The 15,709-nt window shown below is 71.9% G+C and carries 16 protein-coding genes and 1 pseudogene; 9 read left to right on the forward strand and 8 right to left on the reverse strand.

The window, feature by feature from the left end:
• The first annotated feature begins 335 nt into the window (after positions 1 to 335).
• Positions 336 to 1,175 (forward strand): hypothetical protein, encoded by an 840-nt coding sequence (locus ACIQWA_RS13205; RefSeq protein ID WP_402481693.1) that lies wholly within the window; start codon positions 336 to 338, stop codon positions 1,173 to 1,175.
• Positions 1,176 to 1,460: 285 nt separating this feature from the next.
• Here the strand turns inward: ACIQWA_RS13205 and ACIQWA_RS13210 are convergent, their stop codons facing one another.
• From ACIQWA_RS13210 to ACIQWA_RS13225, 4 genes are all read right to left on the reverse strand, one after another.
• Positions 1,461 to 2,555 carry a hypothetical protein gene (locus tag ACIQWA_RS13210; protein WP_402481696.1) on the reverse strand — a complete coding sequence of 365 codons (1,095 nt, stop codon included), beginning with the start codon at positions 2,553 to 2,555 and terminating at the stop codon, positions 1,461 to 1,463.
• Positions 2,556 to 2,831: 276 nt separating this feature from the next.
• Positions 2,832 to 3,035: a hypothetical protein gene (locus tag ACIQWA_RS13215; RefSeq protein WP_402481698.1), complete on the reverse strand. Its 204-nt coding sequence runs from the start codon at positions 3,033 to 3,035 to the stop codon at positions 2,832 to 2,834.
• A gap of 21 nt (positions 3,036 to 3,056) precedes the next feature.
• Complete coding sequence (locus ACIQWA_RS13220; protein WP_402481700.1) at positions 3,057 to 3,623, reverse strand: mobilome CxxCx(11)CxxC protein; 567 nt, start codon at positions 3,621 to 3,623, stop codon at positions 3,057 to 3,059.
• A gap of 260 nt (positions 3,624 to 3,883) precedes the next feature.
• Positions 3,884 to 5,626, reverse strand: coding sequence for a recombinase family protein (locus tag ACIQWA_RS13225; protein ID WP_402481703.1), 1,743 nt, complete (start codon positions 5,624 to 5,626; stop codon positions 3,884 to 3,886).
• 35 nt (positions 5,627 to 5,661) lie between these two features.
• Here ACIQWA_RS13225 and ACIQWA_RS13230 point away from each other — a divergent pair.
• Together ACIQWA_RS13230 and ACIQWA_RS13235 are read left to right on the forward strand one after the other, a co-directional pair.
• A pseudogene (locus tag ACIQWA_RS13230) lies at positions 5,662 to 6,396 on the forward strand (pirin family protein); the annotation flags it as partial.
• A gap of 192 nt (positions 6,397 to 6,588) precedes the next feature.
• Positions 6,589 to 6,957, forward strand: a complete 369-nt coding sequence (locus ACIQWA_RS13235; protein ID WP_360239605.1) for a hypothetical protein — start codon at positions 6,589 to 6,591, stop codon at positions 6,955 to 6,957.
• Positions 6,958 to 6,987: 30 nt separating this feature from the next.
• Here the strand turns inward: ACIQWA_RS13235 and ACIQWA_RS13240 are convergent, their stop codons facing one another.
• The 3 genes from ACIQWA_RS13240 to ACIQWA_RS13250 all read right to left on the reverse strand — a co-directional run bounded on the left by ACIQWA_RS13240 (position 6,988) and on the right by ACIQWA_RS13250 (position 9,741).
• Positions 6,988 to 7,809 carry an integrase gene (locus ACIQWA_RS13240; RefSeq protein WP_360239602.1) on the reverse strand — a complete coding sequence of 274 codons (822 nt, stop codon included), beginning with the start codon at positions 7,807 to 7,809 and terminating at the stop codon, positions 6,988 to 6,990.
• Positions 7,810 to 8,165: 356 nt separating this feature from the next.
• A complete protein-coding gene (locus tag ACIQWA_RS13245) occupies positions 8,166 to 9,485 on the reverse strand; it encodes an amidase (protein WP_402481706.1) in 1,320 nt (439 codons plus the stop codon).
• 25 nt (positions 9,486 to 9,510) lie between these two features.
• The gene (locus ACIQWA_RS13250) at positions 9,511 to 9,741 is read right to left on the reverse strand and encodes a hypothetical protein (protein WP_402481709.1); all 231 of its coding nucleotides are present in this window, start codon (positions 9,739 to 9,741) and stop codon (positions 9,511 to 9,513) included.
• A gap of 184 nt (positions 9,742 to 9,925) precedes the next feature.
• On the opposite strand from ACIQWA_RS13250, the gene ACIQWA_RS13255 reads away from it, so the two are divergent.
• Positions 9,926 to 10,891 (forward strand): LAETG motif-containing sortase-dependent surface protein, encoded by a 966-nt coding sequence (locus ACIQWA_RS13255; protein ID WP_402481711.1) that lies wholly within the window; start codon positions 9,926 to 9,928, stop codon positions 10,889 to 10,891.
• 97 nt (positions 10,892 to 10,988) lie between these two features.
• Positions 10,989 to 11,753, forward strand: a complete 765-nt coding sequence (locus tag ACIQWA_RS13260; protein ID WP_402481714.1) for a hypothetical protein — start codon at positions 10,989 to 10,991, stop codon at positions 11,751 to 11,753.
• A gap of 88 nt (positions 11,754 to 11,841) precedes the next feature.
• Here ACIQWA_RS13260 and ACIQWA_RS13265 read toward each other — a convergent pair whose 3' ends face one another.
• Positions 11,842 to 12,465 (reverse strand): ATP-binding protein, encoded by a 624-nt coding sequence (locus ACIQWA_RS13265; RefSeq protein ID WP_402481717.1) that lies wholly within the window; start codon positions 12,463 to 12,465, stop codon positions 11,842 to 11,844.
• Positions 12,466 to 12,695: 230 nt separating this feature from the next.
• Here ACIQWA_RS13265 and ACIQWA_RS13270 point away from each other — a divergent pair, with 230 nt between their 5' ends.
• The 4 genes from ACIQWA_RS13270 (at position 12,696) to ACIQWA_RS13285 (ending at position 15,696) form a co-directional block, all read left to right on the forward strand.
• The gene (locus tag ACIQWA_RS13270) at positions 12,696 to 13,514 is read left to right on the forward strand and encodes a hypothetical protein (protein ID WP_402481719.1); all 819 of its coding nucleotides are present in this window, start codon (positions 12,696 to 12,698) and stop codon (positions 13,512 to 13,514) included.
• Positions 13,515 to 13,694: 180 nt separating this feature from the next.
• On the forward strand, positions 13,695 to 14,453 hold the full coding sequence (locus ACIQWA_RS13275; RefSeq protein ID WP_402481722.1) for a YcnI family protein: 759 nt from the start codon (positions 13,695 to 13,697) through the stop codon (positions 14,451 to 14,453).
• A gap of 74 nt (positions 14,454 to 14,527) precedes the next feature.
• Entirely contained in the window at positions 14,528 to 15,199 is a 672-nt protein-coding gene (locus ACIQWA_RS13280) for an SCO family protein (protein WP_360239575.1), read from the forward strand.
• On the forward strand, positions 15,199 to 15,696 hold the full coding sequence (locus ACIQWA_RS13285; protein ID WP_402481726.1) for a copper chaperone PCu(A)C: 498 nt from the start codon (positions 15,199 to 15,201) through the stop codon (positions 15,694 to 15,696). The genes ACIQWA_RS13280 and ACIQWA_RS13285 overlap by 1 nt, the downstream gene beginning before the upstream one ends.
• Positions 15,697 to 15,709 lie beyond the last annotated feature (13 nt).

Consider the following 15,709-nt stretch of genomic DNA (forward strand, 5'->3'; position numbering starts at 1 on the left):
TCGCAGCCTGCGGATCCTGCCAAGCCACCACCGCGCGGTTCGTCTCGGGCTCCGCCGCGACCGCCCCCAGCGCCTCCCCCAGACCCATCTGACGGGTCTGTCCCCAGCTGCCCGTCCGCGCCCCGCAGGCCACCTGCTCTGGACGCCGACGCAGCTTCTCCGCCGTGCCGCCGCGACAGATCGCGGCCAGTTCGGCTCCCGCGATCTCGGTACTGATGTCCGATCGCCGCCTTCTCGCTCCCAGTCGGGAGCCACCCACTCACCAACCGCCCATCCATGACGTCGCCATGCGGTAGCCCGGGTTGCAGCCCGCCGGCCACCGCAAGAGGAGCCGCATGCCCCAGCTGTCCCTCAGCACTGCCCAGCCGGACGCCCGCTCTGCAGTCATCCACCTGAAGGCCCTTCAGGCCCCAGTGGCGGCAACTCGATCTGCACTGACCACTACCAGCCTCCTTCGCTCCAGCCGTGTGATCGACGGATCGCTCACAACGCTCCATGAGCGGAAGTCCTCCGGTGACAAGGGCAGCCGCAAGCGGGTTGAGCCCTCGGTAGCTCCGGACGTCTGCGCGCCCAACGACGCAGTCGTGGGCCGCTTCCACACCGGCCGCCGGACCGACAACCGCCCTGAGTCGCTGCCCAACTGGCGGGTCTCCAGCGCCACCCCGGAGACTGCTGCGGCAGTCTCTCAACTGCTCGGCGGCACACAGGCCGACGACTGGGCCCAGGGGGTAGTGACCGGTTCGCCTGCGGTTCGCATTGTCCTCGACGGCGCGGACTCCGTCGCGACCGAGATGCGATTGTGGGGCCCGAAGGGGCTCGTCCACCACTGCGACGGCGCCCTGTTCCTGTCGCCGACCGAGGTGCGGGGGACTCCGTGCGGCTGCCCAAGCTCCTCCGAGGAGCGGGCCGCGCTGGCCAAGATGCTCAAGGCCCCCCAGCCCGAGACCACCGTGACCTTCCGCCTGGCGGGGCACTACGGCCTCGGACGGTTCGAGTTCAGTTCGCCCTCCCGGATACTCGCCGACGAAACCTCCGAGATCCGTGCCCAGCTCGCCGGCATCGTGGGCGAAGCGCTCTGCGAACTCGCGCTCGAACTCGTCACGGTCACGGTAGCCGGTGGCGTCGAAGTCTCCTTCCGGAAACCGACGTTGAAGGTCATCGAACCGTGGAGCTAAGGCTGGAGTGACAAGCTCCCACCAGGGCTGGCTCGCCTGTCTGCCAATTCGCACCCCACGTCGAGCGCCGTCCGACACCCTGGCGGCACCGCCCGCAGAACGCCCAGGTGCCGGACGGCGCCTTCTTCCGCCTGGTGGTAACCCGTGGGGGCCATGGCCGGGAGCGGTCGGACGACCTCGCCTGCGACGAGGGCCTGAACCCCGAGGCGGGCCTCCGGGACTGCTACCTCGGCGGGCTGGCGAGGGCACCCAGCCGCTGAGGCCGCGCCCCCTCGATCGGTCCCACTACTTCCACTCCACACCCGTCACCGACAGCTTCGTCGCTCCGTACGCCTCCGAGGAGAGCACCGTTGCGGGACCGCCCCCTTGCGGCACTTCCACTACGGCTGGCACGGACCACACCTCCTCGATGCTGGACCACTTGCGGCCCCGTCCCAGCAGTGCGTCGGTGTCGCCGTCGGGCTCGATCCAGTTGGCCGGCGTCCGGCCCCGGTCCAGGTAGGTGCCCTCCAGTGTGCAGGTGACGAGGGAGCCGCCGTCCTTCAGCCGGAACGTCGGCAGCGCGTTCGTCAGCGAACGGAACGAGAGGCTGCGCTCGAGCACCTTCTGGTCCCATCCGTTGAAGTAGCCCACCAGGCCGCTGGTGAAGTCGCCTCGTTCGAAGTCGGCGCTCTCCGGCTTCCCCGCCGGCACGGTGAAGCTCAGGTACTTGGCATAGCGCCCGCACACACCGGTGTCCGTCTCCGCTGTCGGCGACAGCTCCACGCCTCCCGACGCTCCGCGGGCCAGGGCCGGCATTACCTTCGGCTGCAGGGAGAGTTGGCCTGGCACCGGTGTCGCGGAGGGGGCGTCGGTCGGAGCCGTCGTCGGCGGCGCCTCGGTCACCACCCAGGTGGCCACGACCGCCTTCCACTCCCCGCCCGCCTGGTCGCGAGTGAAAAAGGTCAGGGTGGAACTGCGGTCCGTTTCCCGTCCCTCCGTCTTACTCAGGACCGCGAAGCTCTGTGGCGCTCCGGAGCCGGTCTGCGGGATCAGGTACACCGGGCGGACAGGCCGAATCGGATCATTCTTGGTTCCGTTGGCCTGGTGCAGCTGTGCCTCAGCCCGGTTCTCCTTGAGCAGCTGCCCGTCCTCCACCCGGGCGAGCGCCTCGGTATCGCCCTTCTCGGTGGCCGCCTGCCTCTCTTTGACGTACCGCTCGAAAACCTGCTGGGCCTGCGCTTCGGTGAACGACGGTGCCGCGCTGCCAGAGGCGCCAGCGGCGGAAGACGCCGGAGACGTCCCGGACCCACTTCCGGAAGAACAACCGGCCACGCCCATCGTAAGGAGAGCGGCGACCCCCATTGCGCTCCAGCCCCGGGCCCGCTTCCGTGTGATCACTGTGGTTCCCCCTCTGGTCCATCAATCCGATCGGAGGGATCGTATTGGGTCTCGCTGGGGCCCGAGCCAGGGACAGTGTCGGGCCGTTGCCGGTCTACCTCGAGACGAACCTGTCGATCCATTCGGCACCAGCCATAACGAATGCGCGGGTGGTCCGCGGCCTCCGTAGCGCCACCGGGCCGGTTCGCCCTGGCTGGCGCAGCACCCGCTCGTTGGCCAACAGGACGGCCAACGCCGCTACCAGGCCGCGAGCGAACCTGATGGCTGGCACCACTGCTACCGGCCGCAGCAGGGGCAGATCTGGGAGGTCGGGCCCAGGTCCACCTTGGTGATCCAGTCTCTCCTGGATTCCTTGGTCAGACGGTCCTGGGTGGGCGGGTTGCCGTTGATGTACTCGTTGACGACGGTGACGAACTCGGCGCGCTGGGTCGGCGTGAGGGCAACGAAGCCTTGGAGAACTGCGGCTACCTTGCTGTCCATGTACAGGCTCCTTGCTGTCGGTTAGAACTTTCCGCAGACACCACAGTCGGACGGGTCCATTGTGGTCGGGGTTTGTTGGCAGGCCGGACATTGGCGCCGGAACTTCCGCAGCGCGGCGCGCATGCCCATGCGGCGTTCCTTCTCCGTCACACCCTTCTCGTTGTCTCTCTCCCGCCGGGCCGTGTCTTCGACGGTGAGCTTTTCGAATTGGGTCCGCAACGGATTAAGTCCCGGAGGGTCTTCGCCCAGTGCAGCGAACCTGGAGGCGAGCGATTCGTTAGCTGTGGCTGAGGCAGAGGAGTAGGACAGTTCCTCCGGCCACCGCTTGACGAGGGACCAGAGACTCAAGGCAAGTTGTGCCGCCCCGATCACGGACGCGACGATGAGGACGACGCTCCAGACCTTGCCCTTGCCGAAAGTTCCTACCAACGCTCCGATGAGCAACGGGACCGCGAAGCCGACCCAGGTCAGCAGGTCGGTCTTGCGCTTCAGACGGGTGGTCCGCTTCTGGAAGATGTAGCCGGTCCCGTAGGCATGCAGGGCTGCGTCCCAACACTTACGCCGGTAGTCGTCGATGCTTGCCGCCATGTGTCCTTCCCCACCGCAATTCCCGCCCTCCGACGGTAGGCCAGAGACCCTCCGAGTCTACTGGGACGCCCTGAGCTCACCTTGCCTCTCACCGCGAGGACAGGGGACTTCCCGCCCTCTAATCCGGTGGGCATCGCGGAGCGGTCCGTGGTGGGCATCCCCAACAAACGCCATAGCGCCACCTGGACTGCCATCTACGATGCATAGTCACAGGTCCCGGACATCGCTGTCCGGGACCTGCTTCACCTACTTTGCAACCGTCACAGCACGCGCTGACTGCCGTCGTCCGCCGTTTCCCGTCGCTTGGCGAAGCCGATCTTCACCCGCTCATGCACCGGCCCTCGTCCGCCCCGCTCCTTAGACTTGAACACGGTGATCCGGTCCACGAAGAGCTTGACGAACCTTCGGCGCTCATCGAGCGGCGCGCTGTGCCACCACGAACCCGGGCCGATGGGGTCGACCTCCGGGTCTTCGGGCAGCCACTCGGCGATGGGGATCACTGGGGTCGCGGCTTCCTCCAGGACCGCGATCCGCGCCTCGGCCGCCTCCAAGAGGCTCAGCAGCGCGGACTCCTCCGCGATGAACCTCCGCCGGCCGATGTCCCCTCGGAAGCCGCCAGCCTTGCGGTCGTCGTACAGCTCTTCCAGCGCCCTCACGGCGTCGGCACGCTCCGCGACCAAGGTCGCGCGCTCACGGGACCGTTCGGGCGACTCATTGGCGACGCCGAACCTGCGTGTTGCTTCAGCGAGAACCGCCAGAGCCTCGTGGTCATGCTCGACCTCCCGGAGCAGGGCGAAGATGCTTCGTCCCACGTGGTCATCCAGTGCCGCCTGGCTGATGGTGCAGTCTCCGGCGTGCTGGCCCGGCAGCACCTTGCGCCGACGGCAGCGATAGGACCGCTTCACCGGTTTGGCGTCCGCGTGGGAGGTCTTCACGGCTCCGCACTCGCAGAACAGGACTCCCATGGCGGACAGCAGGGATTCACCCCGCGAGAGGCCCTTTCCGCGCCCTCGCCCGTCGAGCCACTCCTGCAGCTCGTGCCAGTCCTCCGGCGGGATGATCGCCTCGTAGATCTGGAGCGGGAGCATCGTCTCGGGGTCCCGGAGGATGCGGTAGGTCTCTATCTGGCTCGTCGTCTTACCGTCTTCCCGGACCTTGTACACGGGCACGGCGGCGAATCCGGCGATCCGGGGGTCCCTGAGGATGCGCTTGACGGTCTTCGTGTCCCACGCGCTGTCCTTCGTCTTCTTGCCGTAGGTCGCGCCACGTGTAGGGACGATGACCTCGTTGTTCATGCTGTTGACGATCCCGCCGAGCGAACCGGGGTGACGGCGTCGCTTGGGGTCGTAGGGCGCGTCCTTGTGCTTCTTGATCGTCGCCCAGATGTCGCGGATGACCTCTGGCTCGTTCTCGGTGTGCACGAGGGTCTGTATGACGATCGGCCGACCGTCCGCCGTGAGCCTGGTCTCGGCCCTCAGCTCGAAGCCGTACGGCGCCTTGCCCCCGACGTACCCGCCCAGCTCGCGGGCCGTGGCCTTGGCGCCCCGGACGGCGACGCTCTTGTTCTTGCTCTCGTTGTGCGCCTGGTCCAGGCGCATGAACATGTGGATCAGGTCCACGAGGTTGCCCTTGCGGAACTCGCCCTCGGTGACGCTGACAATGGTCACACCGAGGTTCAGCAGCTCGACGACGACCGGGATCGCGTCGAGCGGATCGAGCCGCGAGAGACGGCTGATGTAGTAGACGATCAGCAGGTTGATCCGGCCTGCTCGGCAGTCCTGCAGCAGCTTCTCGAACTCCGGGCGCTCGACCCCGGTGAATGCCGAGATGCCGAGGTCTTCGTAGTACGTGACCGACTTGGCATCCCGTCGCTTGGCCTCCGCCGTACCCAGCTCACGCTGGGTCGTGGTGGACGCCTCGCTCGCGTTCTCCCGCGCGTCGGACTGGCGCGCGTAGACGGCCGCGTGGACGTCCATGCCGGTGATCACTGCTGGTGCGGACATGAAAGCTGATGGTACTAGTCCCCTAACTGACATAACCCAAGGGGACCCCCTGGCACCCGCACCGCGGCTTCGAGACGGTCACCTACATCATCGACGGAACGTTCATCCACCAGGACTCGCACGGCGGCGGCGGCACCATCACCGACGGCGACACCCAGTGGATGACGGCCGGCTCCGGTCTGCTGCACATCGAGACCCCGCCGGAGTCGCTGGTGATGTCCGGCGGCCTGTTCCACGGCCTCCAGCTGTGGGTCAACCTGCCCGCCTCGGACAAGATGATCGCCCCGAAGTACCAGGACATCCGCGGCGGCAGCGTCAAGCTGCTCGGCTCCGCGGACGGCGGCGCCCTGATCCGCGTCATCGCCGGCGAGGTCGACGGCCACCAGGGCCCCGGCGCGACCCACACCCCGATCACCATGACCCACATCTCGGTGAACCCCGGCGCCCAGGTCACCCTCCCCTGGCGCGCCGACTTCAACGCCCTCGCCTACGGCCTGGCCGGCAGCGGCTCGGCCGGCGAGGAGCGCCGCCCCTTCCACATGGGCCAGGCCGTCGTCTTCGGCGACGGCGACTCCCTCACCATCCGCGCCGACGAGAAGCAGGACTCCCGCAACGCCAACTTCGAGGTCGTCCTGCTCGGCGGCCTGCCGATCCGCGAACCCGTCGCCTGGTACGGCCCGTTCGTGATGAACAGCCACCGCGAACTCCAGCAGGCCATGGAGGACTTCCAGGCCGGCCGGCTCGGCACCATCCCCACCGACGCCCACTGACGTCGGCACACCCGAAGGGCCCGGACCGCACACGGTCCGGGCCCTTCGGCATGTTCGTACCGGAAGCCTCCGGAGCCCCATCCTCCCCTTGTCGCACGGGTGTTGACACCAGATCCGGGCGTCTCGCAATAATGTCGATTGGTCTGAACCATTGGCCAAATTGGTCGAGACCACAACGGGAGGAACCCCACCATGCGCCGTGCCGTCCGGCGGCTCGCCGTACTCGCCGCAGCCCCGCTGATCGCCCTGACCGGCGCCACCGCGGCCCAGGCCCTGCCGACCATCGACACCAGCTCGTACTCCGTCACCGACGGGACGGGCACCTGCTCGATCAACGTGCACTTCTACTACAGCTCGCACTGGTACGTGCAGTACGACCTGATCAACTGGGGCAACGGCACCCAGGGTTGCGAGGCCGGCGCGTACACCAGCGACCAGGGCTGGGTCGGCCACATCACCAGCGGCAGCTACTCCACCAGCGACGACCCCTCCCGCTACGTGCGGCCGTGGGTGCAGAAGGTCGGCGACCCGTCGAGCTTCCGCTGGGGCAACAACCGCTGACCGCCACCACCCGGGCAGCGCCTCCGCCGGCTACAGCAACGCGTAGACGGCGGAGGCGTCGTCGTGGGTCTTGCCGCGCGGCCAGCGCTCGCAGCCCGCGTCCGCCCGCTCCACCTCGCGGACCTGGGCGATCAGCTCGCCCGGCCCGGACTCGGCGAGCAGCCGCAGCACGTCCCCCCAACTGCCCAGCCCGAAGCGCTCGGTGTAGCGCGAGGCGCCGTCGGTGAGAGCGGCCACCGCATGCAGCCGCTCCAGCCGGACGAAGCCGGTCTCGGCGTGCTCGGCGGCCCGCGGACTGGCGGCGGCGATCCACGGTCCGGTGCCCCGGTTACGGGCGGCGCGCACCGCCAACGCGTACTCCAGGTGCAGCGCGGCCCGCTCGGCCGTCCCCGGGACGGTCGCCCAGACCTGGCGGCGCAGTTCCTCCCCGCCGGGGAAGCGCTGGTTGTCGCCGATCACCTTGGGCGGGCCGTCCTTGAACTCCAGCACCAGCAGCGAGTCCCCGAGCACCAGGTACTCCAAGGACTCGCCGTGCCGCCGGGCCGCGACCACCATCGCCGCGGGCGTGTTGGCGTGGCCGAGGTCGCAGCGGCCGCCGTGCAGCGCGGCCGTCTCCACGATGGCGTCGGCCAGGCACTCGGCGATCGAGCGGTCCACCCGGTCGGTGAGCCGGGCGAGCAGGTGCACCCCCAACCGGCGGACGTACCAGGCGGTTCCGTGCCGGCACCCGGACTCCAGGCCGGCCGGCGAACTGGCGCCGTCCAGCAGGACCAGTGCCTCCGGCGAGGCCGCCGCGAAGTCCTCGCTCTCGCGGTCGGGCCGCCGTGCTTCCCCTGCGAGCTGTAGCTGCATCCCGACAGTGTGGCCGCCGCCCCCGGCCCGCGCCCAGACCCCTGCGCCGGTGTGGCGCGGGCCGGGACCGGTTTCCGGTGGCAGCGGGGGCGATTCGGCCATACCGTCGGATAACGACTGGACAATTCGGCCAATCAGGGCCGGCCGGGTTTGGCACCACCTTCGAGTGCCGGAGCGGCCCGGGACTGACGAGGAGCGGAAGATGTTCTGGCAGTTCATCGTGGTGCTCGCCGCCGCGCTCGGCTTTCCGACCGCCGCACTGTTCTTCCTGATCGGCGGACCGCGCTTCCCGGACGAGCGGCGCGGCCCCGACGCCTGACCCCCCGCCCCCGGTCAGCCGGGTCCCCAGCGGGCCGCTACCCCCGCCCCTGGCCCAACGCCCGCTCCAGCACGGCGGCCCCGGCGAGCAGCCGCTCGTCCCCGCCCGCCGCGCCGACCAGCTGGAGGCCGAGCGGCAGCCCGTCCGCCGTCCGGCCGGCCGGCAGGCTCACCGCCGGCAGGCCGAGGAAGCTCCACGGCAGCGACATCACCCCGTTCCCCGTGTCGTGCAAGCCCTCCGGCGCCCCGCCGGTCGCCGAGGGCGCCAGCCACAGGTCCACCCCGGCGGCGGCCGCCGCCCCGGCCACCCGCTCCCGCAGCCCCTCCCGGAACCGCAGCGCGGCCGCCCGGTCCGCCGCCGCGACCCCCTGCCCGACCCGGATGCTCGCCACCGTCTCCGGCCGGTACAGCCCGCCGAAGCGGGCGAACCAGTCGGCATGGCTGCGGGCCAGCTCGAACCGGTTGACGAGCTGCAACTGCCGTGTCACCTCGGCGAAGTCGGGGAACAGCGGCACCCTGCGGACCGTCACCCCGGCCCGCGCCAGCCGTGCCACCTGCTCCTCGAAGGCCCGCCGCGCGGCCGGCTCCGCCCGCTCCAGGTACGGCCCGTCCGGCACGCCGCAGACCGGGTCCGCCGCCGCCTCCCCCTCCCCGGGCCGCCAGTCCTCGCACAGCAGCGGGGCCACCAGCGCCACGTCCGCCAGTTCGGCGGTGAACACGCCCAGGGTGTCGAAACTCGGCGCGTTCGGGATCACGCCCGCGAACGGGATCCGCCCGTACGTCGGCCGGAACCCCACCACCCCGCAGTACGCGGCCGGCCGGATCACCGAACCCACCGTCTGGGTGCCGACCGCCAACGGCACCAGCCCGGCCGCCACCGCCGCCGCCGACCCGCTGCTCGAACCCCCCGGGGTGTGCCCCGGCCGGTGCGGATTGCGGGTCGGGCCCGGGGCGGTCGCGGCGAACTCGGCGGTCACCGTCTTGCCCGCGACCATCGCCCCCGCCGCCAGCAGCCGGTCCACCACCACGGCCTGCGGCCCCGCCAGCACACCCGGCGGCAGCGCGGACCCGGCGTGCGTGGGCAGCCCGTCCACGTGCACGATGTCCTTGATCCCCACCGCCACCCCGTACAGCGGCGGCCGCCCGGCCGGCTCCGGGTACCGTGCGGCCAACTCCCGTGCCCGCGCCCGCAGTCGGTCGTGCCGGCCGGGCTCCGCCACGAAGGCGTGGAGCAGCGGGTCCACCCGCTCGACCCGCCCGCAGAACCGGTCGACGTACTCGGACAGCCCGGGCACGCCGGAGCGCAGCCCCGCGGCCTCGGCGGTCAGCGACCGGGGCCGGACCAGCGATTCCTCCATACCGAGCACCGTAGCGCCCGGCCGCTCACTGGTGCTCGGCCGACAGGTACGGCGCCTCGCGCAGGAAGTACGCGCCGCAGGTGTGGCAGCACAGCTCCGGGGTCCGCCCCCAGTCCACCGCCGCCCGCACCGGCGCCCCGGGATCGAGCTCCCGGCCGCACATCGCCACGCTCTGCGACCCCCGGACCACGTGCCACAGCCGCACCCCGCCGGCCTCCCCCTCGGGGCCGAACTCGGCTCGCATCTGGTGCATCATGCCCACCATCGTCCGACCGCCCCCACGCCCCGGCAACCGGAGCTCCCCAGCACCCCGTCCCCGCCCGGAAGCGCCGGCTCACCACCCCGGTAGGGTACGCGGGCGATCCAGTGCCGACGGCCCTCGCCGAAGCCTCAATTCGCCTGAAACACCCGAATTCCGCCCACAGATGGAGCTAGTCCGCGTGCGCTCTTCCCGTCTCCTCGCCGCTTCCGCGCTGACGGCGCTCACCCTCTGCGCCACGGCCGGCGCCGCCACCGCGAGCGCCGTCGGGATCACCTCCCCGACCCCGACCCCGACCGGCACCGCGACCGCGACCACCGCCCCGAGCACCCCGGCGCCGACGGCCACGGCCACGGCCACGGCCACGGCCAAGCCGACCAACCTGCCGACCCCGCCGGTGCCGACCCCGAGCGGTGGCCCCTGCCGCAACTACCAGATCCGGGACCTCAAGGTCACCGGCTCGGGTCTCGCCAAGACCACCCTGGTCAAGGGCGGCCCGGCGCAGGAGGCCACCGTGACCTTCGAGAACACCACCTCGGTCGACCTCAAGAAGTTCGACACCTACTTCTTCTTCACCGACCTCGCGGAGACCGAGCCGGTGACCAACCCGGTCACCTGGGGCAAGGAGTCCTTCAACCTCCAGGTGAAGCTTCCCGGCGGGGACTGGAAGACGCCCGAGGCGAGCACCGTCAGCGGGAACATGTCCTACCTGAAGGTGGAGCTCGGCCAGTACGAGATCGCCAAGGGCGGGAAGCTCACCCTCCAGGTGCGCCTCGCGGCCACCGACAAGGCGATCGCCGCGCGGTACTTCGCCCAGCTGAGCGGCGCCTCCGAGGCCTTCGAGAGCAAGGACGTGCCGGGCGCCCCCGCCACCGGCGGCTGCCTGGCCTTCAACGGCGACTACCGCGTCGACGATCTCTTCAAGGTCGTCGACGCCGGCTCGACCGCCCCGGCCACCAGCACCGCTGTCCCGGCCGCCGCCGTGTCCGCCACGGCCTCCGCCTCCCCGTCGGCCGGCCCGCACCTGGCCGAGACCGGCAGCTCCTCCAACACCCTGCCGATCGCCCTCGGCGGCGCCGCCGTCCTGGCCGCCGGCGCCGGTACCCTGTTCGTCCTGCGCCGTCGCAAGGCGGGCGCGCACAGCTGATCCCGCGTGAAATGAACCGAGGGGCACGGACAACCGTTCGGGCCCCTCGGTGGTCTTCCCGGAGAGCGACACCCGACCCCACCGCTGGAGCCCGCCGATGCGTCCCGCCCGCCTTCCCGCCGCCTGCACCCTGCTCGTGCTCACCGCCGGTCCGGTCGCCCTCGCCACGGTCCCCGCGTTCGCCTCCGACAGCCCGACCGCCGCCCCCGCCGCTACACCCAACGCGACGCCCAGCCCGACGCCCACCGGGACTCCCTCCGAGACCCCTTCCGCCACCCCGACGCCGACCGCCCCCACCGACTGCCCGGAAGGCACCACCGCCGACCCGATACCGGCCACCGGCAGCACCGGCACCCCGGGCGAACTCGCCGTCACCTTCACCAACACCAGCACCACCACGGTGAAGCAGCTCGCCACCACCGTCGCCCTCGCCGACGGCAGCGGCAGCCTCCCCCTGGAACTGCGCGCGGGCGCCGGCGCCTGGAAGCCCTTCACCGTCACCGGCACCGCGGCCAACACCGGCGCCTACCAGGTGCCCCAGGGCCAGCGGCTCACCCTCCAGGTCCGGCTCGCCGCCGGCACCCCGCACGGCGAACACCGCCTCACCTTCACCGCCAAGTCCGAGGTCCTGCCGAGCGGCTCCGCCCCGGCGAAGAAGTACACCTGCCCCCAGCTCACCGCCACCTACACCGGCACCCTCACCCCCGCCGACCACGCCCAGCCCGCCGTCACCACCCCCACCCACCTCGCCGACACCGGCGCCGGCACCGCCACCCGCCCCCTCGCCATCGCCGGCACCACCGCCCTCCTCCTCGGCACCACCCTCCGCCTCCTCACCCGCCGCCGCCCCACCACCGACTGACGGACGGAACCCGCCGGACCGGCAGGGCCCGGACTCACCGGCTCCGCGCGAGCCCCCGCAGGGTGAACAACCCTGCGGGTCAGTACACCTAGGACGCCGCCTGGAGCAGGGCGCCGTCCTGCCACTTGAGGATCTTGTCGAAGCTGACGATGGCCCCGCGGAGCGGGTGGTTGCGGAGCTGGACGTGGTCGGTGAGGGCGTGGATGAGGAAGAGGCCGCGGCCGGATTCGGCGGTGAGGTCGGGGAGGGTGTCGAGGTCGACCGGGCGGAGGGTGGGGGCCGCGGGGCGGTGCGGGAGGACGTGGGTGTCGTAGGGGCGGCCGTCGCGGCGGGGGCGGTGCGCGGTGAGGACGCGAGCCGGGACGGTGGCCCGGCCGCGGCGGGGGCGGCGGGGCGCGTGGCCGGCCGGGGCAGGGGCGGCCGGGCGGCGGGCGGGCGGGGCGCTGGGGGCGGGCAGCCCGGGGCCGGAGTCGGTGACCTCGATCCGCAGCCGGTCGCCGCTGATCGCGGCGGTGACCTGGAAGCCGTCGTCGGGCCGGCCGGTGGCGCCGTGTTCGACGGCGTTGGCGCAGGCCTCGGTGAGGGCGACGCCGAGGTCGTGGGCGATCTGGGGGTCGACGCCCGCGGTCGCCATGGCACCGAGCAGGATGCGCCGGGCCAGCGGAACGCTGGCCGGGTCGCGCTTGAGGTGCAGAGTCCACCAGATGTCCACGGGAGGTCCCTCCTGGCTGCGGCTCCACATACAACTAGGTATCTCCGGGCGATTCGGCGGTGAACCGTGCCCGGGGGCGGCTACCGCCCGTTCGGCGGATGGACTGGGGACGGGGGTCTGTGCCGGAGGGCGCATGCGGTGGGGTGCACGCCGCGGCCGAACGGGGCATTCGTAGGGATTTCCCACCCTGCCCGTGTCGGCCGTGTACGCGATGAGATGATGGCCCGGCCATGACTGCCCTCCCCGCCGCCCCGTTCCAGGGCACCCCCGTCGTCGATTCGACGCAGCCGGCCCGGCCGGTGGGGGCCGCCTGGGACCTGCGGCTTGCCCGGGCCGTCCCGTTCGCCCTGGTGTGCACGCTGATAGCGGCCGCCGGGCACGCGCTGGCGGGTGGCGGGAACGTGCCGCCGGTCGCGCTGGCGACGGGCTTCGCCGCGGTGCTGGTGCTCGCGGTGGCGTGCGGCGGGCGGGAGCGCTCGCTGGCGGGCATCTCCGGTGCGCTGGGCGCGGGTCAGCTGGGGCTGCACCTTCTGTTCCACGGCCTCGGCGGCCACCGGATGCACGACGGCATGCCGATGAGCGTGCCGCAGGCGGCCGGGCGGCTGATCTGCAACGAGGCCCGGCCGGGCACCCTGGTGGGCCTGCCCGCCGGCACCTCGCCGGAGCAGCTGGTCTCCTCGGCGGGGCTGGATCCGCACGCGTACGCCGCCGCGCCCTGGTGGCAGCAGGGCGGCGTGCTGGGGATGACGCCGTCGATGCTGGCCGGGCACCTGGTCGCCGCGCTGGTGGCGGGCTGGTGGCTGCGGCGCGGCGAGGCGGCGCTGTGGCGGCTGCTGCGGGTGGCGGCGTCGGCGGCCCGGGAGCACTGGGCGGCGCCGCTGCGCTCGGCCCTGGTGCTGGTGGCCGCGCTGCTGCGCGGTCTGTTCGGCGTGGCCGGTCCGGTCCGCCGGTTCGGTGCGGGCGGCGGCGGGAGCCGGCTGCCCGCGGGTGCGGTGCTGCGGCACAGCGTGGTGCGGCGCGGGCCGCCGTGCGGGGCCTTCGCGTACTGATCCGGCGTTGCGGCGCACCCCGAGGAGGGGTGCCGGCCGACCGGGTGCGGTGCGCGGTGTCCGGGCCGTTCCGTCCGTCCACGGCGACGGCGGCCCCTGGTCCTGCCCCCACGTCTGCGCGTGCAGCCCGCCGCCGAGAGCGGCGGTCACGTGCCGAGCTCCGATCGGAGACCCCCCATCATGCGTTCCCTTCCCACCCGCCGTCTCGCCGCCGTCGCCCTGACCGCCGCCGCCTCGGTGGTGGCGCTGGCCGGCCCCGCCTTCGCGCACGTCACCGTGAACCCGGGTTCGGCCGCGCAGGGCGGCTACACGGCCGTCGACTTCCGGGTGCCGAACGAGAGCGACACGGCGAGCACGGTGAAGCTGGAGGTCAACCTTCCGCTGGACCACCCGCTGGCCTCGGTCCGGACCCTGCCGCTGCCGGGCTGGACGGCCGCCGTCGAGAAGGCCAAGCTCGACAAGCCGATCAAGGTGCACGGCAGCGACGTCAACGAGGCCGTCTCCAAGATCACCTGGACCGCCGACCCGGGCACCAAGATCGCCCCCGGCCAGTTCCAGGAGTTCCGGGTCTCGCTCGGCCCGCTGCCGACCGACGCCGACAGCATGGTCTTCAAGGCCCTGCAGACCTACGACAACGGCGACGTGGTCCGCTGGATCGACGAGGCCGCGGCCGGCCAGCCCGAGCCGGCCCACCCGGCCCCGGCCCTCAAGCTCACCAAGGCCGCCGACGGTGACGGCCACGGCGTCTCCGCCTCCGCCTCCCCGGCGGCCGGCGCCCACGGCGGCAGCTCCGACCACGCCGCCGCCTCCGACGGCGACGCCAAGTCCAGCGACAGCACCGCCCGCACCCTCGGCGTGGTCGGCATCGTCGTCGGCGTGATCGGCACCGCCGTCGGCGTGCTCGGCCTGCGCCGCAAGAACAGCGGCTCCGCCTCCTGACCCCTCGCCGGCGGGGCCGTACCCCTCCCCGGTACGGCCCCGCCGGCGGTCCACCGCGTCCGATCGGATCCACCATGCCCCGCACCGCCCGTTCCACCCGACTGGCCGGCGCCGCCGCCCTCGCCCTGGCCGCCGCGCTGACCCTGTCCGCCTGCGGCTCCTCCGGCGGCGGTGGTTCCTCCGCCGCCAAGGTGACCCAGCAGAAGGAGGACACCCCGTACCAGGGCACCAAACTGGCCAAGAACTTCGAGAAGCCGGACCTCCAGCTGACCGACACCTCCGGCCAGCCGTACGACCTGCGGCAGCAGACCAACGGCAGGACCACCCTGCTGTTCTTCGGCTACACCAGCTGCCCGGACGTCTGCCCGACCACCATGGGCGACATCGGGGTCGCGATGAAGGCCCTCTCCGCGGAGGACCGCAAGAAGGTCAACGTCGTCTTCGTCTCCACCGACCCGCAGCGCGACACCCCCAAGGTGCTGCGCACCTGGCTGGACTCGATGGGCACCGACTTCATAGGCCTCACCGGCGACCTGGCGAAGGTGAAGACCGCCGCCAAGTCGCTCGGCATCATGATCGAGGACCCGGTGGTCAACGCGGACGGCACCGTGACCTCCACCCACGGCGCGCAGGTGCTGGCCTTCCTCCCCTCGGACGACAAGGCGCACGTGCTCTACATGAGCGGCACCGAGGAGAAGACCTACGAGCACGACCTGCCGCTGCTCGCCAAGGGGGTCGCGGCGTGATGTCGGCGAACCGACGGTTCCGCCGCTCGGCCCTGGCCGGGGCGGTGCTGGCGACGGTCCTCGGCGGCGGGGCGATACTCGCCGCCTGCGGGACGGGCGGCGCGGAGGGCGGCTCGGCGGACGCCGGTCCGGCGAAGCTGAGCGTGGCCGACTCCTACATCCCGCTGCCCCCGGCGGGCGGGATGGGCGCCGGCTACCTGACCGTCCGCAACGACGGCGGGCCGGACCAGCTGGTCAAGGTGACCAGCCCGGCCGCCGGGTCGGTCACCATGCACCGCTCGACCGCCTCGACCATGGAGCAGGTGAACAGCCTGGACGTGCCCGCGCACGGCGCGCTGCAGCTCGCCCGCGGCGGCACCCACCTGATGATCATGGACTGGCAGAAGGCCCCTTCCCTCGGCGACGAGCTGGAGCTCGACCTGACCTTCGCCAAGTCCGGCACCATCTCCGTCAAGGTTCCGGTCAAGGAGCTCACCTACCGCCCCGGCCAGAGTTAGGGGACCCGCCAGC

Source organism: Kitasatospora sp. NPDC098652, from assembly GCF_044760155.1.
Lineage (GTDB): Bacteria > Actinomycetota > Actinomycetes > Streptomycetales > Streptomycetaceae > Kitasatospora.